The 20,739-nt window shown below is 46.2% G+C and carries 14 protein-coding genes; 9 read left to right on the top strand and 5 right to left on the bottom strand.

What is annotated here, in order from left to right; all coding sequences use genetic code 11:
- The first annotated feature begins 178 nt into the window (after nt 1-178).
- The 3 genes from GO755_RS11775 to GO755_RS11765 all read left to right on the top strand — a co-directional run bounded on the left by GO755_RS11775 (nt 179) and on the right by GO755_RS11765 (nt 3,450).
- Nucleotides 179-694: an RNA polymerase sigma factor gene (locus GO755_RS11775; RefSeq protein WP_111347040.1), complete on the top strand. Its 516-nt coding sequence runs from the start codon at nt 179-181 to the stop codon at nt 692-694.
- 330 nt (nt 695-1,024) lie between these two features.
- Entirely contained in the window at nt 1,025-2,497 is a 1,473-nt protein-coding gene (locus tag GO755_RS11770) for a phytoene desaturase family protein (RefSeq protein WP_157584960.1), read from the top strand.
- A gap of 116 nt (nt 2,498-2,613) precedes the next feature.
- Nucleotides 2,614-3,450 (top strand): phytoene/squalene synthase family protein, encoded by an 837-nt coding sequence (locus tag GO755_RS11765; protein ID WP_157584959.1) that lies wholly within the window; start codon nt 2,614-2,616, stop codon nt 3,448-3,450.
- A 6-nt stretch (nt 3,451-3,456) separates the two neighbouring features.
- Here GO755_RS11765 and GO755_RS11760 read toward each other — a convergent pair whose 3' ends face one another.
- Nucleotides 3,457-4,353: a cupin-like domain-containing protein gene (locus GO755_RS11760; protein ID WP_157584958.1), complete on the bottom strand. Its 897-nt coding sequence runs from the start codon at nt 4,351-4,353 to the stop codon at nt 3,457-3,459.
- 184 nt (nt 4,354-4,537) lie between these two features.
- Here GO755_RS11760 and gatB point away from each other — a divergent pair, with 184 nt between their 5' ends.
- The 3 genes from gatB (at nt 4,538) to proC (ending at nt 8,096) form a co-directional block, all read left to right on the top strand.
- Complete coding sequence (gene gatB, locus GO755_RS11755; protein WP_157584957.1) at nt 4,538-6,028, top strand: Asp-tRNA(Asn)/Glu-tRNA(Gln) amidotransferase subunit GatB; 1,491 nt, start codon at nt 4,538-4,540, stop codon at nt 6,026-6,028.
- The gene (locus GO755_RS11750) at nt 6,025-7,161 is read left to right on the top strand and encodes a TlpA disulfide reductase family protein (protein ID WP_157584956.1); all 1,137 of its coding nucleotides are present in this window, start codon (nt 6,025-6,027) and stop codon (nt 7,159-7,161) included. The genes gatB and GO755_RS11750 overlap by 4 nt, the downstream gene beginning before the upstream one ends.
- A gap of 131 nt (nt 7,162-7,292) precedes the next feature.
- The gene (gene proC / locus GO755_RS11745) at nt 7,293-8,096 is read left to right on the top strand and encodes a pyrroline-5-carboxylate reductase (RefSeq protein WP_157584955.1); all 804 of its coding nucleotides are present in this window, start codon (nt 7,293-7,295) and stop codon (nt 8,094-8,096) included.
- A gap of 130 nt (nt 8,097-8,226) precedes the next feature.
- On the opposite strand, the gene GO755_RS11740 is transcribed toward proC, so the two are convergent.
- From GO755_RS11740 to GO755_RS11725, 4 genes are all read right to left on the bottom strand, one after another.
- On the bottom strand, nt 8,227-11,298 hold the full coding sequence (locus tag GO755_RS11740) for an efflux RND transporter permease subunit (RefSeq protein WP_157584954.1): 3,072 nt from the start codon (nt 11,296-11,298) through the stop codon (nt 8,227-8,229).
- A gap of 97 nt (nt 11,299-11,395) precedes the next feature.
- Nucleotides 11,396-12,454: an efflux RND transporter periplasmic adaptor subunit gene (locus GO755_RS11735; RefSeq protein WP_157584953.1), complete on the bottom strand. Its 1,059-nt coding sequence runs from the start codon at nt 12,452-12,454 to the stop codon at nt 11,396-11,398.
- 97 nt (nt 12,455-12,551) lie between these two features.
- A complete protein-coding gene (locus GO755_RS11730; RefSeq protein ID WP_157584952.1) occupies nt 12,552-13,934 on the bottom strand; it encodes a TolC family protein in 1,383 nt (460 codons plus the stop codon).
- Between the two features lie 60 nt (nt 13,935-13,994).
- The gene (locus tag GO755_RS11725) at nt 13,995-14,606 is read right to left on the bottom strand and encodes a TetR/AcrR family transcriptional regulator (protein WP_157584951.1); all 612 of its coding nucleotides are present in this window, start codon (nt 14,604-14,606) and stop codon (nt 13,995-13,997) included.
- A 179-nt stretch (nt 14,607-14,785) separates the two neighbouring features.
- Between GO755_RS11725 and GO755_RS11720 the strand changes: the two genes are divergently transcribed.
- Genes GO755_RS11720 through GO755_RS11710 form a run of 3 tightly spaced genes read left to right on the top strand, consistent with a single transcriptional unit; the run spans nt 14,786 to nt 20,679 of the window.
- Nucleotides 14,786-16,726: a tetratricopeptide repeat-containing sensor histidine kinase gene (locus GO755_RS11720; protein ID WP_157584950.1), complete on the top strand. Its 1,941-nt coding sequence runs from the start codon at nt 14,786-14,788 to the stop codon at nt 16,724-16,726.
- A 29-nt stretch (nt 16,727-16,755) separates the two neighbouring features.
- On the top strand, nt 16,756-18,690 hold the full coding sequence (locus GO755_RS11715; protein ID WP_157584949.1) for an ATP-binding protein: 1,935 nt from the start codon (nt 16,756-16,758) through the stop codon (nt 18,688-18,690).
- Nucleotides 18,691-18,744: 54 nt separating this feature from the next.
- The gene (locus GO755_RS11710; RefSeq protein ID WP_157584948.1) at nt 18,745-20,679 is read left to right on the top strand and encodes a tetratricopeptide repeat-containing sensor histidine kinase; all 1,935 of its coding nucleotides are present in this window, start codon (nt 18,745-18,747) and stop codon (nt 20,677-20,679) included.
- Nucleotides 20,680-20,739 lie beyond the last annotated feature (60 nt).

The following is a 20,739-nucleotide window of genomic DNA, read 5'->3' as shown; positions in this document are numbered from 1 at the left end:
TCCACACACTATTGCTACAACAATATAAATCCTGGCAAGCAAAATTAATATCTTATAAACTATTGATTTAAAGCGTCTTATAACCACAAGTCAAACTGTAATATGATTTCCGACGAGACTGGTTGTTTTTTTGTTTTGTAGATGTGCAGATGTGATTCAACAGAAAAACTTAACAGCCATGACAGCTCTCGAATTTACTAATCATATTGGCAAAGTGTCCAAATCGTTACGCCCATTTGCACTCCGTCTTACAAAAGATGTTGAAGATGCGAACGACTTGTTACAGGATACATTACTGAAAGCATTTACCAATCGTGACAAGTATACAGATGGCACAAATCTGAAAGCTTGGTTGTATACGATCATGAAAAACACATTCATCACAAATTATCAGCGTATGGTTCGTAAGAACACGTTTATCGATACAACTGATAATCTGCACTACATTAATTCGATAGAAAGTAGCACCGACAACCTGGCCTATTCATCTTTTGCGCAGGATGATATTAACCGGGCGGTAAATGGACTTGATGACACCTATAAAACACCGTTTATGATGCATTTTCGGGGTTTTAAATATCATGAAATAGCGGCAAAACTGAATATACCCATTGGGACGGTCAAGAATCGGATTCACATTGCCCGGAAAGAACTAAAAGATCAATTAAAAGTTTACGCATATTTTAACGCATAGGCGATACTTTATAGATGGAACTCCGTCTAAGACATATTGATTGAGTAGTTTTTGGTTAAAAAAGAGGAAGGTTCAAAAAAGTTGGGTGGTATCCACCCAACTTTTTTTTATTTTGTCATTTGGCAATCAAGCAATTAGTGCAATCTCACTACGATCTATCCAACAGGCTTATCAAGCTGGTATATCTCCAGATTAGTATTATTTTCTTTCTCCATTGCCTGCTAATTAGACTCCTGATTACTATAGGTTCGACAATTTTCGGGTAGCTTCACGAAAACAAATTGCTTCATCAGGCAATTATCAGTTGATTCAATCAATTTTTTCTGACTAATGCCCCAACGCGTTCTTGTTATTGGAGCCGGATTTGCCGGGCTGGCCGCTGCTACCAGTCTTGCCGATAAAGGTTACGACGTTACTATCCTCGAAAAAAACTCCATGCCCGGCGGCCGGGCACGTATGTTTCAGGCCGAAGGCTTCACGTTCGATATGGGGCCAAGCTGGTATTGGATGCCCGACGTAGTTGAAACCTATTTTGCCCGCTTTGGAAAAAAGCCTTCTGATTATTATAATCTTGTTCGACTTGATCCTTCTTACAAGGTCATTTTTAGCCCCAACGAATCCATTGACTTACCGGCAGGTATCGATAAGTTAGAAATTCTCTTTGAGCAAATGGAGTTGGGTAGTGGCCTTAAACTACAGGAATTTCTAAAACAGGCTGCTTACAAATACGAGGTCGGGATGAACCGATTTGTCTGGAAACCGAGCCGGTCTGTCACGGAGTTTCTAAGCCTCAAACTGTTGTACGATGTCACGCGACTAGACGTTTTTCAGTCGTTTGCGACGCATGCCCGCAAGTTTTTTAAGCATCCTCGCTTGCTCGAAATTGTCGAGTTTCCAATACTTTTTCTCGGCGCCACTCCCGAAAACACGCCTGCAATGTATAGTCTGATGAACTATGCAGAAATGGCGTTAGGAACCTGGTATCCAATGGGTGGGATGCACGAACTAGTGAAAGCAATGGTCAGCCTGGCGGAGGAGAAAGGAGTAAAAATTTTACTGAACCAGACAGTACGGAAGATCGATGTACTGAATAAAAAAGTGAATCAGGTAATTACGGACAAAGGTATTTTTGAGACTGATGTAGTAGTGGCGGGAGCTGATTATAACCACGTCGAAACCAGTTTAGTAGATCCTGATAATCGAAATTACAGCGACGATTATTGGCAAAAACGGGTAATGGCTCCATCGTCATTGCTGTTTTATATTGGGGTAAACAAGCGAGTTCCGCGCTTGCAGCATCATAATCTTTTCTTTGATGAAGATTTCAAGCTCCATGCTCGGGAGATTTATGAAACGCCCCAATGGCCAACAAAACCGCTCTTTTATGCATCGGTACCCTCTAAAACAGATCCCAGCGTAGCACCCGAAGGGTACGAAAATCTGTTCCTGCTAATTCCTGTGGCTCCCGACCTCACGGATGATGAAGTTACCCGCGAACATTATTTTGACCTGATTATGAATCGGCTTGAAGCCTATGTTGGTGAAGACATTCGTAGCCACATTGTATTTAAACGCAGCTACGCACACCGTGATTTCAAAAGCGATTATAATGCTTTTCGGGGAAATGCCTATGGATTAGCCAATACCCTCCAACAAACGGCACTTTTAAAACCATCCTTAAAGAACAAAAGGGTGAACAACTTGTTCTACACCGGTCAACTAACTGTGCCCGGACCAGGTGTTCCGCCTTCTCTGATTTCAGGATTGGTCGTTGCCGATGAGGTTGCCAAAGAATTTGTTTAGTTTTAGGGAAAAAGCAAGAAGAAACAGGAATAAAGAAAGCCAAGTCAACTAAACTTTCTTTATACACCTATTTTTCTTCCGGCGGCCTTCCCGTTAACCCTTCCTTCTTAAATTTTATGATGGCGTTATTCGATAAAACCGCACTGGAATGCAGTAAATTAATTACCGAGCGTTACAGTACGTCGTTTACATTAGGTATCAAAACACTTGACCGTAAATTCCATTTTCCCATCTATGCCATCTATGGGTTTGTTCGCTATGCCGATGAAATTGTGGATACATTCCATGATTTCGACAAAAAAACACTGCTCGAACGATTTAAACACGATACATACCAGGCCATTGAAGAAGGCATTAGCCTGAATCCTGTTCTGCACTCATTTCAACTGGTAGTTAGCCAATATAATATTGAAAATGAGCTAATTGAGTCTTTCTTGAGAAGTATGGAGATGGACTTATACTGTCAGGAATACGATACCGACGGTTATAGCGAATATATATACGGATCAGCGGAAGTTGTGGGGCTGATGTGCTTGCGGGTGTTTTGTGAAGGTAATTTAGCAGAATTTAACCGACTAAACGAACCTGCCCGCAAGTTGGGTTCGGCCTTCCAGAAAGTGAATTTCCTGCGTGATATGAAAAGTGACTTTGTGGAACGAGGCCGTACCTATTTCCCTGGGGTCGATTTCAGCAATTTTGGGTGCGATGTCAAGCAGATTATTGAAGACGATATTCAGCGCGACTTCAATGAGGCCTATATTGGCATTATGAATCTGCCACGTGGAGCCAGAATGGGCGTTTATTTAGCTTACATGTATTATCAAACGCTATTCAACAAAATAAAGCAGCTCCCTGCTTCGCGCATTCAGAACGAGCGGGTTCGCGTACCGAACCCGCAAAAGTTTGCTCTATTAGCCCAAACATATCTGAAATACCGACTGAATGTGATTTGATAAAAATTACACCTTCACACCAGCTTTTTCAAAGGTTCCCAATATGCCACCTGTTACAGACAGGTAGGCCTGAACAGCTTTGGCTAATTTTGGTCTATGTTTCTGCATGTTCATATCCACCTCATTCATAAAATTCTTCCAGTTAGACGCATTCAGACTATCTAACGCTACCGATATAGTAGGTGTAAGTGAACGAGCTGTATGCCACCAGCCGCAAGGAATAAATAGTGTCTCACCAGGACCAACGACAAACGAAACAGGTGTTGCTTTGGCAAACAAGGGATATTTTTCCAGATCAGGATTCCAAATGTCATTTACCTGCGAAACCCAGACATTACCAGGTGTGGGGTACAGATAAGGCGTTTGGTCTGGCGGAATAACCGTAAATTCTTTGTCACCATACAATTGCGTGATAAAGGCATGAAGGCACATAAAATCGTAATGCACGTAAGGGAACATAGCGCCTGGGCTGCCAAAAAATATTTCCAGCGTATTTGCACCCGACAAAAGACGATTTGGTACAAGCTTGCTACCGATACGACTGGGTTGAGCATATTTGAGCGGGGGCGTAACATCGCGCAGGAGCTCCGGATACTCACTCTCAATTTGAAGCGTACAAGGATAAGGGGCGGGATTTGCTTCAGTACCCGTCAGCATCCAGTCGATGTACTCACCGAAATTGTAGGTTTTTCCAGCAATACTTACTTCGCGGTCGCTATAATGTTTCTTGAAAAATTGAGGAGTAAACTTTTTCTTCGCCGACCACGCTTCACAAGCATCACCAATAACGACAGGGTAATTCGCAAACAGGTGCTTCTCGGCGAATTCTTCATAGCTCATGTGGTATTTTTTCTCTACCACAATATTCTTCTCGTGAACTAATTCAACAGTTTGGGTAGTCATTTTAGGAGGAGGTCTTCTAAATAAAAAGATACAGTTAGACTTTAGACTATAAATTCACAAAATAGCCATCTACAAGTTGGTCTATTTATTGTTCGGTATATTTAGCAAGATTTGTTAATCCGCATTGGCGACTGCCAGCTGTTTTATTTCTGCCTATCTTTGCCTAAAATCACTAATTTTTACAATGGTAGCCGAAGCGACCCTTTCGCCAGATATTCTGTCTCAATACGAAGTTGTAGTTGGGCTGGAAGTACACTGTCAGTTGCTTACGCAAAGCAAAATTTTCGCGGCTGATGCCAATTCATATGGCGCAGAACCGAACACTAATATCAGCGTTATTACGCTTGGATATCCGGGTACTTTACCCAAACTAAATCGAAAAGCTGTTGAGCTTGCCATGCGTATGGGGCTGGCCTGTGGTAGCGAAATAACGCGCCATAACGTGTTTGCCCGTAAGAATTATTTTTACCCTGATCTACCTAAGGGCTATCAATTATCACAAGATAAAGGGCCCATTTGTGTGGGTGGTGGCGTTTTAGTCAAAGCAAAAGATCCTATTACAGGCCAACCGTACCAAACCACGATTCAACTTCATCATATTCACCTTGAAGAAGATGCAGGGAAATCTATTCATGATGGCGATGAGTGGGCTACCCAACTCGATTATAACAGGGCCGGAACGCCACTGATTGAGATGGTAACGGAACCCTGCATCCGTACCGCCGACGAAGCGGGTCAATACCTGACGGAAGTTCGGCGACTGGTTCGGTATTTAGACATCTGCGATGGTAATATGGAGGAGGGCTCGCTCCGATGTGATGTCAACGTTTCGATCCGACCTAAAGGCGCAACGAATCTCGGCACGAAGGTTGAAGTTAAAAACCTGAACTCCATTCGAAACGTCATGCGTGCTGTAGACAGCGAATTTCTGCGGCAGGTTGACCTGACTGAATCGGGTGGGCGCATTGTGCAGGAAACCCGCACGTTTGATGCCGCTACCGGACTCAGTTACGCGATGCGGGAGAAAGAAACCATGAACGATTACCGCTATTTTCCTGATCCAGACTTAACGCCAGTCGTTATTTCGGATGCGTGGCTGGCGGATGTTCAGGCTCGAATGCCGATTCTTCCAGCTGCGTTGTATCAGAAATTTACGACCATATATGGCCTGCCTGATTACGATGCGGCTTTGCTCACCGATGCCAAAGAATTAGCCGAGTATTACGAAGCGGTTTGCATGCACACGACCAATTATAAAGCTGTATCGAACTGGATCATGGGACCGGTGAAGGGCCAGCTTAATGAAAAAACGCTACGCGACCGTCAGTTTCCAGTTTCAGCAGAACGGTTAGCCACGTTAATTGCTCTTATTGACAATGGAACGGTGAGCCAGACGGCTGCTCAGCAAGTATTCACATTAATGACTGAGCAACCCAGTGCATCGCCCGCAGAACTGGCGCAGGCACACGGGCTTATTCAGAACCGCAATACCGATGCGCTGCAAACGTTGGTAGAAGAAGTACTGGCAGCCTGGCCCGATAAAGTAGAACAATATCGAAAAGGGAAGAAAAATCTACTGGGTATGTTTGTTGGCGAAGTCATGAAAAAGTCGAAAGGCTCAGCCGACCCAAAATTGGTGAATGAGTTGTTAGCGAAGACATTACAGAACATATGAAAAACGCAGTATTCAGCATCGCTGGTTTCATGGCGCTCAGCCTGGTAGCCAACGCCCAAATCACGAAGCCATTTACGGTTACGGGCAAAATCAACAAAGCAACACCAGGCAGTTATGTCTATCTGGAAACGAACTCGCAGCCAACCCGCAAAATTGATTCAACCAAAGTAGCAGCGGGTAATACATTCACACTCAACGGCAAAGCTGCTGATGGTGGTGAGGTATTCGTGCTGAACGTAGGTGGTGGCCAGAAAATGGCGCTACTTGTTGAAGGAGGTGAAACCCTGAACGTTGTGGCTGATGGCTACCGGATGGACGCTAAGACCGGCCAGATGGGCAAGGAAACTGTAACAGGTTCCAAAAATATGGAATACTATGGCAAGCTTATGGCCCTGCGAACCGATATGGAAGCCAAAGTTGCTAACTGGAACAAGCAGGTAGCTGCTGCCACGGAGAAAAAAGACAACAAGAAAATTGCCCAAATCGAGCAGGATTACCAAAATGCCGAACAGGACGTAGTCAATAAAGTAAAGGCGATGTTGCCAGAAATGGGAACATCTTTAGTATCGCTTTTCGCGTTGAACTTCATTAATATAGATACTGATTTTGCTACCTACGATGCGTTAGCGCAGCGTTTTGAGAAAGAGAACCCCAACAGCCCACATGCTAAATCGCTGATTGGTCGAGTAGCCCGAATCAAAGGAGTATCGGTTGGCGCGTCTGCTCCAGAAATTGCCCTGAATGACACTACGGGGACACCTGTTCCGCTCTCTTCGTTGCGTGGCAAATACGTCCTGATCGATTTCTGGGCTTCGTGGTGTGGTCCCTGCCGGGCCGAAAACCCGAACGTCGTAAGAATGTATAATAAGTTCAAAGACAAGGGATTTGCGATCTACAGCGTTTCGCTTGATCAGGCCAAAGCCAACTGGACCAAAGCCATTCGTAATGATAATCTCACCTGGACGCACGTTTCAGATTTGAAATTCTGGCAATCGGCAGCGGCTCAGCAATATGGTGTTCAGGCCATTCCTGCTACGTTCCTGCTTGATAAGGACGGCAAAATCATCGCAAAGAATCTACGTGGTGAAGCCCTGGAGCAAAAACTCGAAGAAATTCTGAAAGGCGGTCAATGAGTTAGTCGCAAGTCACTAGTTTTGTGGGTCAGGTTCGCGAACCTGACCCTTTTGTTTTATCTGGAATGAAAAGCAGTATCCTCACAGGCTAGGTTACGCTCTTTCGCTCTGTCACTCATTCGCTTTTTAAAATGAAAATCGCAATTGTAGGCTGCGGCAACATGGGAATGGCCTTTGCCAAATCATTTTTGCAGTATGACCTTGTAAAAAAAGACGACTTACTCTTAATCGAAAAAAGCACCGACCGTTCTGAAGCGTTGAAAGCCGAAAAGGCGGGCGTCGTTGTTGATACCATCGGTCCGCATGTTGGCGAAACCGATTTAATTATTCTGTCTGTAAAGCCGCAGGATTTTAACAGCGTTCACAAAGCTTTGCATGACATTATTCAGCCTAATCAGGTGATTTTGTCGATTATGGCCGGTATTCCAATATCGCAAATTCAGGAAAAATTAGGCCATCCATTAGTCGTTCGAGCTATGCCTAATACGCCAGCTATGCTTGGAATGGGCATCACCGGATTCACGGCCGCCAAAGAAGTAGATATAACGAATCTAAGACGAGTTGAAAATTTGATCAATGCGACGGGCCGGTCAATATTTCTGGAAGATGAAGCTATGCTCGATGCTGTAACCGCTCTCAGCGGCAGTGGCCCGGCTTATTTCTACTATGTCGTAAAGTCAATGATTGAAGCTGGCAAGCAAATGGGCTTCGACGATGCCGTTGCAGCCTTGTTAGTCAAGCAAACAATGCTCGGCGCGTATCACCTGATCAACAACGCAGATAAGTCATTAGACGATCTCATTAAAGCAGTAGCCTCCAAAGGTGGCACGACCGAAGCTGCCCTACGCGAATTTGAAAACGGAGGGCTGTCAGATACACTGGTGACAGGTATTAAAGCGGCTCAGATTCGGGCAACTGAATTGTCAAAGGGCTAGAGAAGAATCGTGTTCTATTCATTTTGAACAACGTATCGTTAAGCTTCTCTGTACCTTATTTAGGTTAGACGTCTGTTAAAACTTCCCGAAAGCTTAGCGCTTTCGGGAAGTTTTAACAGACGTCTATGCGCTAAGCCATCTCTAATTCTTTCGCTGGAATCGATTTCACAACAACTCCTGGTGGCAGCAACTTGTACAAGACCGGCGTAACAATACGTGACAGTAACGTACTGGAAATCAGCCCACCAATGATGACCCAGGCTAGTGGTGAGTAAAGGGGGTTTCCTTCGATAGCCAGCGGAATTAACCCACCAATAGCAGTCAGTGAGGTAAGTACAATCGGCACAAACCGGATTTCGCCCGCTTCCTGAATTGCGTCAATTAACGACATACCTTCTTCGCGCAGGTGGTTTGTAAAATCGACAAGCAGAATAGAGTTTTTGACTTCGATGCCGATAAGAGCAATCAGACCAATAACTGCTACGAACGAGAACGGATTGCCTGTAAAATAGAGCGCTAGAACCGCCCCAATAATTCCCAGTGGAATTACGGATAGTACGATCAGCGTGCTTTTGAACGTACCGAATTCGAGTACTAACACAGCTATAAATCCGAAAATCGTAATGAGAATAATGGTGCCTAATCCACCAAACGATTTCTCGCGACTTTCCAATTCGCCAGCAGCCTTATAGCTGAAGCCCGTTGGAAATTTCATCTTATCCAGCTTCGATAACACGCCATTGAACACGTTATCGACCAGAAAGCCCGTTTTTACAAATCCTGTAATGGTTACGTAGCGATCCTTATCATAATGGCGAATCTGATTCATACTACTTTCAAATTCCAGATCAGCAATCTGACGAAGCGGCACAGCAGAACCTGTTAACGTATTGACATAAAGGTCATTCAAGACATGTTGATCCGCTACTTTTCCTTTGGGAAGCGTCACATTGATGGTATAATCATCGCCATTGGGTTCTTTAAACGTTCCCACGTTAAGACCGGCGATGGCCAATCGAATGGTGCGGTTTACATCGGAAATGGAAATGCCAAGCAGGCCCGCTTTTTCTTTGTTGATACGAACACGCAGATCCGTTTTTTGACTGGATAGCGGATTGTTGACGTAAATTAGGCCGGGCGTTTGTTTGAAAGCGGTTTCAACTCGCGCTGCCATTACTTTCAGCGTGTCCAGGTTTTCGCCAAACACACGAATCGCTACAGGAGCCTCCTGATCAGGGCCTTGTTCAAAGTCTTTTACTTCAATTTTGGCGTTCGGATAGAACTTGAATCGCTCGCGCAACTTGTCTATCAACACTCGCTTTTCGGCGGGTTCTACGTCCACTAATTGCACGTAAAACTGGGCGTAGTTCGGCGATTCGTTGCGCTGAATGATGTTGTAATAAATTCGTGGTTGGCCGCGCCCTACGTTTGTCGTAACATATTTAACGTCAGGTTCTTTTTTCAGAACGCCTTCTACATAGCGGGCAACGCGGTCAGTTTCTGACAAACTGGTGCCATCGGGCGTATCGATATTGATCAGAAACTGAGGTTTTTCGGAAGCTGGGAACAGTGCGAAACCAACAACTTTGAACATATACAAAGCACCCGTAAACAGCGCACCCGCAACCAGCAACGTGACAACCGGATGGCGTAAACCCCAGTGCAACAGACGACTGTAAGAACCACTGATAACTTTTTTAAGCGCACGCATGAAGATATTACCTTCAGGATTGTGCGACTCTTTCAAAATCCGGCTCGATAGAAAGGGAACAATCGTCAGTGATACTAACAACGATGCCAGAATAGTTGTCACCACGGCCATCGGCAACGAACGAATGAAATCGCCGGATGCTTCGGGTAGGAACAAGAGGGGTAAAAATGCCAGAATCAGCGTAACTGTACAGCCAATAACGGCCAGCGTAATTTGTCCAGTCGCTTTGATCGCGGCTTCTCGTTTTGAATACCCATCGCGCAAATAGCGCTCGATGTTTTCAACAACCACAATGGAGTCATCAACCAGAATACCCAGTGCGACAATTAACCCAACGATGCTAAGCTGATTGATACTAAATCCAAGAAAATCGAGCCCAGCCAGCCCAATCGCCAGTGATAGCGGAATCGAGATCATTACGACAATTGCAGCCCGAAAACCCAATGGGAGCAATGTGAGCGAAACCAGCAAAATGGCCAACCCAAAATCCTGTAAAAAATGAGAGAGTCGCTTGTTTACGCTAACCGTCTGGTCGAAGTTCTTAACGAGCGTGATGTGCGGAGGCAGTGTTTTGGCAAACCGGTTGATCACTGGATTTAGTTGCTCACCAACTTTGGCAATGTTTTCACCCGTTTTTTGCCCAGCTGTAATAAGTACCGCCCGATGTCCATTCAGGCGGGTAATGTGCGTTTCGTCTTCGTAGTTGAAATCAACGTCGGCCACATCGCGCAGGTAAATGATTTTCTGGCCATTAGTCGAAACGATAGTATTCCGTATTTCATCAAGTGACTTATAATCGCCCGCTGTCTTAACATTGAATTTCCGGGTTCCGGCCTGGATATTGCCACCCGGAATATTCAGATTTTCGGCCTGAATAGCGCCTAGGACCCGATTCACAGCGATACCATTCTGAGCCATTTTTTCGATGTTCAGCGACACGCGAACCACCGAAGCCGGATACCCCCAATCTTCAGCATTTTTCAGGCTCTTTACTTTCTCAAATTCATCCTTCAATTTATCGGCATACTCGCCCAACTCTTTGGACGAAGCTACCTCCGACATCAATGCAACTTGTACAATACTTACATCCGTTGGCGAAAACTTCTTGATGTCGATCCGATAAATATCAGCGGGTAACTCGGCTTTCAGCGCGTTTACTTCGCGGATAATTTCCTGATATTTTTCCTCAGGATCAACACCGTAATCGTAGTCGAGTCGAAACACAGCCAGGCCATCATCCACGTTGGTAATCACGTGGTTCATGTTCTCCAACGCGTTGAATCGGGCTTCACCTGGATCAACGACCAGTTTCTCCATGTCGAGCGCATCTGTGCCGGGATAAATAACAGCGACGGCAAAACTGGGGGCCGTAAATTCGGGGTCTTCGCCCCGAGGCATATTGAGCAACGAGTTGATGCCCAGCGCGGCTACGCCCAGAAATAGCACCAGCATAAACTGCCAGTTTTTGACGGAAAATTCGGATAGGTTCATAGTTCTTTCTAAACGCAGAGGTCGCTGAGGGCTTCATGGAGATCACTGAGGGCTCCGTGTTTCTCTAGTATACTCTGTGTTCTCCGTGTTTAAATGGTTATTTCACTATCACGAGTGATTCTTCTGTCAAATAAGCCGATCCGCCGGTAACTACGTCTTTTATACCTACCAAGTTGTTGGTCAACAACACTTTATCACCATCCAGAAAACCAACCTGAATCGGGACCTTGCGAACGTGTTTTTTGTCATCAGCGAGTAAATAGACGAATCCTTCTTTACCATTTCCTTCTACAATCGCTTCCACAGGCACAAGCGTATAACTGCGACTTTGCGCCGGAACGAGCGTTACTTTGGCAAATAAGCCGGGCGCGAACTTCACCCCATTGGGATTGATCCGTACTTCCACTTCATACAGCTTGTTGGTCGGATCGGCGGCTTGAGCCAGTTCGCTGACGGTGCCGGTAAATGTTCGATCTGGGTAGGCATCGAGGGTGATGCTGGCTCGATTGCCTAATCGGAGCCGTGCCCAGTCTTTGTCGGATACGCCTACGCGCACAACCCAATCATTCGGGCGATTTGATGAGATCAAATAAGCGGATGTACCTGGTGCGATAAACTCACCAGCATTGACAAGTTTGCGGGTTACCGTCCCATCTACCGTCGCACGAACCTGAGCATAGCTTTGGTTGAATTGCGCAATAGTCAGATTCTGCTTCGCTACGTTGGTACCCGTAGTAGCGTTTTGAAGTTGTTCGAGCGTGGCGGCTGTGTCGGCGTATAGGCTTTTAACACGACCGAGGTCGCGCTCGGCTTTCTCATTGGCGAGTTGCGCCTGACTCACCTGCGCATTGATTTCGGTCAGATCGAGTGTGGCCAGGAGTTGCCCTTTACGAACAGACTGCCCTTCTTCCACGAACATACGGTTGATAATCCCGCCAATTTTGAACGATAGCCGTGCTTCCTGCGCGGAAGAAACCAGTCCCGATGCCACAACGGGCTCTGCCCGTACGACGGTGCTAACCGGTGATAGTTTGATGGGAACCACTGCTTCTTCGGGTGCGGTGGCTGTATTTTTTTCGTCTGTACTGGCTTTGCTACCGCACGACCAGAGCGCGACGGCTAACGAGAAAGAGATAAGAAGGTGGAATACTTTCATGATTTTGATAGAGAAAAAATCAACAGAAATATGTTCGTAGTTGTATCAATCAAACCCACAGCTAAACCGGGCCGCCAGTGCGGCAGTGGGCTCATATTCACTGTCCAACCGCTACTGCTCGATCCAGAGCAGCCCGTTTAACAAGAACATCAGTGCGGGCCAGCGAGTGTTGCAGTTGTGCTGTTAGTTGGTCATTCTGATACCGCAGGAATTCAATTAAGAGCGATTGGCCGTTGCGGTATTTGCTGTCAATGACCCGGAATGTTTGGTCGGCATTGACCACACCGCTTTGTGTAGCCGTTAAGCTCTCATTGGCCGCAGTCAGGTCATAATAGGCCTGCAACACCTGTAGTTGAATTTGCCGTTGAACCTCGGCCACGCGTGTCTGTAAGGCATTAGTCTGGATTTTAGCCTGCTGAATTTTCGAGCGTTTTTCATACCCCCGAAACAAATCCCACTGCAAACCAACCTGAGCGACCAGATACGCCTGGTTCTGGAATGTGTAGCCATACCCCTGAAAACCAGCATTACCACCAACGTATACATTTGGGATTTTGGCGTTGGCTTCATTTAGTTTGACCAATGTTTGAGCGGCTTGCAATGAGCCGCCTAATTGGCTCAATTCCTGCCGACTATGCAACGCCGTTTGTTGTAAATCATTGAGATTTTCTTTCGACTCCGGCAAGATTTTAGTGAGCGTTGAATCGACATCGATACCCGTTGTTAAATCCCGGTTGAGCAGGAAATTGAAGTAAGCGCGGGCCGTTTCCCGGTTTTTCTGAGCTACAGCCAGTTGCTGATCAACTTTACTGATTTCGTAGCGGGCCGATGTGACGGTTTCTTTGGTCGCGACGTTATTGCTGACAAATTTTTCGTTCAGGCGCGCCAGGCCAGTTAGCAACTGACGCGAATTCTCGAAAATTCGAATAGCATCAAGCGTTTGTAAATACTGGTAATAAGCCGTAGCAATGTTATACCGAAGTTCGTTCTCGACTACGCGTTTACGAGCCTCCTGAGCCGATACGAGTTGTTTCTGAATAAGGTAGTTATACTGAATATCAGTGTTGAAGATCGAATATTGAACCGTAAATTTTGTGTCGTGGAAATTATTGGGAGCCAGCAACTGATTCACGTTTTCGATGTTCGTCGGAAACTTGTCGGAGCCAATAATCTGGTTGAGTGTTTTGTAAGCCGGATTGAGCAGATCACCCACTGGAAACTCCAACCGCCGACCGCCAGCCGCCAGTGAATAGGTTGGATTGAAGGCAATACGCGGATAGAATAACGACTTCGCCTGATTGAGCGATTCCGTGACGCGGCTAATCTCGAGCGACTCCTGACGAAGTGCCAGGTTGTTCGTCAAGCCTTCCCGTACATAACCTTCCAGAATCACCGACTGATTTGGCGGAGTAGTCTGTGCTACCACGGAGAGCGGTATGAGCAGACTTAGGTAGCGGATATGTTTGTAATTGAGCTTCATAATCGCTTATCAATTAATGAACAGTGTTTAGTGTATGGTCAAAAAAATAGGCAAGGCTATTTAGAGGCCTCGCCGTAATGTCTCACAAAACAGATTAAATGCTTCATCCATAATTAACTCGCGGTCGCATTCGGGAAACATACCCAGTCGCTTCCGTAAAAACAAAGCGGTATAGCCATGAATCCCACTCCAGATCATCATGGCCGTTGATTGAACATCGTGCTTCTGGAAAATACCGGCATCCATGCACTCCTGTACAACTCGTGTCAACAAGCCAAATGCCTGATCGCCTTCAACCCAGTCTTCCTTATCGAGCGTATCCATCGGTGCGTTCATAATGAACATTAGGTCGAATAACTCTGGATTCTCAACCGCAAATCGAATATAAGACCGTCCCATTTCGACCAGTTTTTCAAAAGGATCAGCCAGCAATTGTAAGGGTAAAAACTCACCGACCATTTTGACAAACCCGCGTTGGTGTAAAGCGAACAGCAACTGGTTTTTGTCTTTAAAATAGAGATAAATCGTGGCTGGGCTATATTCAATTGCATCGGCAATGTTCCGGATGCTAACCTTCTCGAAGCCATTGGCCAGAAAAAGCTTTTGTGCTCCATCCAGAATAAGTTGCCGCATTTCTTCCCGCTCCCGTTCCTTTCGCTCTACGATTCCCATTGATTTATTAATTAACATCACAAACTTACTGAACACTGTTTATCAAACAAGCACTTGTTCATTTTTTATAAGAAATAATGATTAATCGGCTAATTAGTAGGCTAAATGACCGATACCTAAAGCAATTTTCAATTGATTGATAATTGATTCATATTTAGGGTATCGACTCCACAAAAGGTATGAAGCATAGATACTTGGTTATTTTATTATTCTTTAAGTTACTAAGTGGCGTATTTTCTTCTACCCTGGCGCAGGTACCAAAGACGCTCGATTCGGTGACAGTTTACCTGAAAACGCATACCGTTCAGGATACCAACTATGTCATAGCGCTAAACGTGATGGGCCGTGAACTACACTCAAAAGGTAATCCCGACTATAAACGGGCTGACTCTGTACTGTGGGTAGCCGAAAAACTGGCGATTAAACTTAACTATGGCCTGGGGCTTAGTAAAGCGTATACAAATCTGGCATCCATATATTACCTGACCGACAGACCACAACAGGCAGTCGAGTATTTTCAGAAAGCGTTGACAACGGCTGAAAACCACAAACTGAGTCCGCGCTTTATTTGTGGCGCTATATCGAACGTAGCTGCCGCGCTAAGCAAACTACAGCAGTACGAGAAGGTCGTGGCTATGCAATTGAGATCGCTACGACTTCAGGAACAGTATAATGTACAACCGCGAATTGCGACTACCTATGGTGGTCTGGGCAGTGCCTATCGGGAACTGGATAAACCTCGGGAAGCCCTGGTTTACTATCAACAGGCTTTAGCGTTGATGCTCGCAGAGAAAAACATAAGCGGTATGGCCATTATAGAAAACAACATGGGTGTTTGTTATGATGGCCTCAAACGATATGACAAGTCGCTGGCTTCCTACAAAATGGCGCTAAAGCATGCCGAAGAGGTAGACTTTGCCTTGCTACAGGCTGATATTCTGGTAAATATTGGCTTAGCCCTGAAATTGTCCAATCGATTTAAAGAGGCTATTCCCTATGTAGAACGTTCGCTGGCTATTGGCCGGAGGCAGGAGAACAAAGCTACCATGGCCACCGCTTATTTCAACCTGGGGCAGATTTATGAAGAGCTAAAAGACTACATGCCTGCCGAAGCGAATATGAAAAAAGCGCTTGAACTAGCCAACGAACGGGGCAACAAGGAGCAGATTGCCAACTACACACAAGGGCTGGCTGATCTGTACGGGGGAATGAAAAATTTTCAGCAGGCTTACGTCTTTCAGCTCGAACGAAACAAGCAGATTGACTCAGCCACTGTGGCTCGGACTAGTGCCGAAGTGCAACGGTTAGTTGCCCATTATGAAACCGAGAAAAAAGAAGCACAGATTAAACTACTTCGTCAGCAGGCTCAGCTGCATGATGAAGAGCTAAATCGCCAGCGTTTGCAAAGAAATGCCCTGCTCATTGGCGGAACAATGCTGCTCTTGTTAAGTGCAGTTGTAAGTGCCTGGTTGCTCAACCGTTCACGACTCCGTCGGCTGGATGAGGCTCAACGTTTACGTAAGCAAATTGCGCACGATTTGCATGATGAAGTGGGTAGTACGCTCAGCAGCATATCCCTCCTGAGCGGAATGGTCAATAGTCTTATTGCCCAAAAACGACCCGAGGCCGTTGAGCGGGCTATCCAAAAAATTAACACCGATGCCCGCCAGATTCTGGAGTCTATGGATGAGATTATCTGGACAATCAACCCCGGAAATGACTCTTTACAACGTATTGCGATGCGACTTCAGGAGTATGCCCAACCGCTGATGGAGTCGAAAGATATTAGTTTCTCGTTCCAGATTGATCCCACTTTAGTCGATATTCCTATCTCAATGGAGGTTCGCCGGAGTTTATATCTAATTGGGAAAGAGGCTATTAATAATTTGATCAAGTATTCACAGGCAACACGGGCTACGGTTCGCTTTACCCGACGAGATAATCAGCTTGAAGTGTTGATTCAGGACAATGGGCGGGGCTTCGATGTAGCACAACCTAGTAAACGTACTGGTCAGACCAGCATGAAACAACGAGCTGAAGCAATGGGTGGGTCATTGGATGTACAATCAACGCCCGGTCAGGGTACCCGATTAGTGTTGACAACAGCAGTTGTTGAATAAAATACGATCTTAATCTGTACCTGAAATCAATGAAGTCCCTTTACGGTTTACTGCTGACGACACTCTATCTAACCCTACTACGTAGCGACATCGTAATCGCACAAATACCCAAATCGCTCGATTCGTTGGAAGTCTATGTTCAAACCCACGCGCCAACTGATACAAATTACGTGAATGCCCTGCTCAGAATGGGAAATCTGACTACCAAGACAAGAGCCAACTACGACCGGGCCGATTCGTTGCTACGCGTGGCTGAAAAACTAGCGATTAAGTTAAATTTCGGCCGGGGTATCTATCAGGCAAACACCTTCTTAGGTGCCAATTATTACTTGTCGAGTAGACCACAACAGACCCTGGAGTATTTACAGAAGGCACTTGCGATTGCTGGAGCTAATAAGCTGCCCCCACGCCTACTGGCAAACGCGATGACGAACCTCGGAACGGCGTATCGTAACGTAAATCAGCCCGAAAAAGCACTCGAAATTTCCCTGCGTTCGCTTCGGATGCAGGAGCAGTATAATATTCTGCCTCGAAATGAAGATACATACATAGGCGTCGGCCTTGCCTTGAAAAATACCAGGCGATCGCGTGAAGCCATCAGCTATTTTCAACAGGCACTCGTCCTGAATCGGAATTTAAACGCACCTTACGGCATGGCCATTGTCGAACAGAATATCGGCAGATGTTATGACGATCTGAACCAGTACGATAAAGCATTAGCCTATTACCGGATAGCCCTTAAGCACGCCAAAGAGTCTGAATCAGAGCTGTTACAGGCAGATATTTTAGTCAACACAGGCCTAGTCTTGCGAGAACTCAAACGATTTGAGGAGGCTAAACACTCAATAGAGCAGGCTTTGGTTCTCAACAAGAAGCAGGAAAGTAAAGGGGCGATGGCTACCGATTATTTCAATCTGGGTCAGGTGTATGAAGATCTCAAAGACTATAAGCTGGCGGAGCTGAACATGAAAAAGGCACTGGCGCTGGCTAATGAATTGGAAGACGCCACTAAAATAGCCATCTATACGCAAGGCCTGGCCAATCTATACGGCGGCATGAAGGATTTTCAACAAGCCTACGTCTTTCAGCTCGAGCGAAACCAGCGCATGGATTCCACGACTACCGTTCGCACGTCGGCCGAAGTACAGCGTATGGTGGCCAAGTACGAAACCGAAAAGAAAGAAGCCCAAATCAAACTTCTTCAGCAACAGGCCAAGCTAAACCAGCAGGAGAGTGAGCGTGTCCGTTTCAGAACCAATGTATTGATTGCTGGTAGTGTGTTGTTGCTCCTGTTGGGGGCTAGTGTAAGCGCCTGGTTACTCAACCGATCCAAGTTCCAACGGCTCGAAGAAGCCCAAAGGTTGCGCAAGCAGATTGCCCATGACCTCCACGATGAAGTAGGTAGTACGTTGAGTAGTATCTCAATGCTGAGTGGTCATACCGATAGGTTACTGAGCCAGAACCGACCCGAAACGGCTCAGAAAATGGTGCAAAAGATCTACACCGATGCCCGCCAGATTCTCGAATCCATCGATGAGATTATCTGGACCATCAATCCCGGCAATGATTCCTTACAACGTATTGCGATGCGGCTTCAGGAATATGCCCAGCCATTGATGGAGTCGAAGGATATTCGATTTTTATTCGTGACAGACCCAACTTTAGAGGCAGCGCCAATTTCGATGGAAGTTCGGCGTAGCTTGTATTTGATTGGTAAAGAAGCAATTAATAATCTGATTAAATATTCGGAAGCTACGGAGGCTACCGTTCGGTTTGAACGAAAAGACAGTAAGCTTCAGGTCGTGATTGAAGACAATGGGCGCGGCTTTGACATGGCACAACCCAGTGAACGTACCGGGCAGACCAGTATGAAGCAGCGGGCCGAAGCGATGGGTGGATCGCTGGAGGTTCAGTCCTCACCTGGTATGGGAACCCGGCTACAGCTGTTAACCGAATTGACCTGAAATAGTACGCTACCTATAAGTGAATGTATTCGTTTGTGCTTCATAATCTACGCTATGTCACTTTCCTGTCTACGTTTTATCACGCTTGGTTTAGCACTCGTTTGCCTAAAGCTCACGGTGGCGAAGTCGCAATCTGTTCAGAAAGCAGATTCGTTGGCGCAGCAACTGAAAAAGATGAAAAGTCGCGATACCGCGTATGCATTGACGCTGGGCAATTATGCCTATGAGCTGGTCTATGGGAGCGATAACCCTCAACAGGCTGATTCGATTGCCCGTCAGGCGGAGCGTCTATCACGACAACTAAATTTTGGACCAGGTATCTATAAGGCTACTGTAGCACAGGCCGGAGCCCAGTTTCAACTGAATAAACCAGAAGAAGCCGTCCTGCGACTTCGGCAGTTGTTGGTCGACATCGATCGATATAAAATGCCAGTAGAGGATAAGTATAAGACCTTGTCTAATTTAGGGGTAACTTATCGCGCACTGGGCCGTACCAAAGAAGCGCTTGAGGTGGTAATGCAGGCTGTTCAGTTAGAAACCCGCTATGCCATTCGGCCCCGTAGCGAAAACGTCCGTCGAACGTTGGGATTTTTATTTCGTGCGTCAGGGCAAACCAATAAAGCAATTTCGTACCTGCTCGAAGGAATTGCCATCAGTCGTGAAAATAACGATCTGAACAGTCAGGCTACCCTGGAAGTCGACCTCGCTAAACTCTATAACGATCTGGGCCAATATCAGCAGGCGATTGATGCATATACCAAAGGGCTAGCCCATAGTCGACAAGGGGGCTATACGAGTACTCAGGCCGATGCGCTTAACGGACTGGCCTATACCTATAACCACGCGAATCAACCGCAAAAAGCCTTACCCTTTGCCCGGCAGGGACTGCAATTGGCTAAACGTCTCGACTTTAAGCGTATCATTGCCAATAGCCATTATGCGTTGGGGATAATTTATCAATCGCTGAAGCAATATTCCGACGCCGAAACGGAGTTTCAACAGGCATCGGCTATTGCCCAGGAAACGGATGATCTGGATAATAAGCAACTCTATGTGACTAGCCTGGCCGAGCTGGCTGCTCTGCGGCATGATTACCGAACTGCCTATACCTACCAGCTCCAGCAGCAGCAGTTGAAGGATTCCCTGATGAGCAATGAGCAGAAGGAACGTACGGATGAACTGGTTTCCCGCTACGAAAGCGAGAAGAAGGAAGCGCAGATTAAACTGTTTGGCCAACAGGCGCAACTACGCGATAAGGAGTTGGCGGTTAAACAATGGCAAACCAGCGCTTTGCTGATTGGTGGCTTATTGATCGTTCTTTTGGGGATAGCCATAAGTACCTGGCTCTTAAATCGCGCCCGAATCCGACGACTTCAGGAAGCGCAACAACTCCGCAAACAGATTGCGCACGACTTGCACGACGAAGTGGGCAGCACGCTCAGTAGCATCTCCATGCTGAGTGGACATACCGATACGCTGCTGAGCCAGAACCAACCTGAGACGGCTCAGAAAATGGTGCAGAAGATTTATAGCGATGCCCGCCAGATTCTCGAATCCATTGACGAAATCATCTGGACCATTAACCCCGGCAATGATTCATTACAACGTATTGCCCAACGGCTGCGAGACTATGCACAGCCTCTGATGGAATCCAAAGAGATTCATTTTTCGTTTCAGACCGATCCAAACGTGGAGGACGTCCCGGTTTCAATGGAGGTTCGTCGAAATTTATATCTAATTGGTAAAGAGGCTATTAATAATTTAGTAAAGCACTCACAGGCCACTCATGCCACAGTTCGTTTTCAACGTAGAGATAGCCAGCTTCAGGTGTTGATTGAAGATAATGGCCAGGGTTTCGAACAAGGCCAGGTCGGTCAGCGAACAGGCCAGGCCAGTATGCAGCAGCGGGCCGAAGCGATGGGCGGATCGCTGGAAGTGAAATCCACGCCCGGTCATGGTACCCGTTTGCAGCTGGTCGTTAGTCCGTAAAGGTCATACGTTTATCCGATTTCCCGACATAGATCGGTAAGCTACTTTTGTGAAACAAGC

The sequence above is a fragment of the Spirosoma arboris genome (genome assembly GCF_009754945.1).
In the GTDB taxonomy this organism is placed as follows: domain Bacteria; phylum Bacteroidota; class Bacteroidia; order Cytophagales; family Spirosomataceae; genus Spirosoma; species Spirosoma arboris.
The sequence above is the reverse complement of the archived record's forward strand: the minus strand, read 5'-3'. Positions and strand labels throughout refer to the sequence as shown.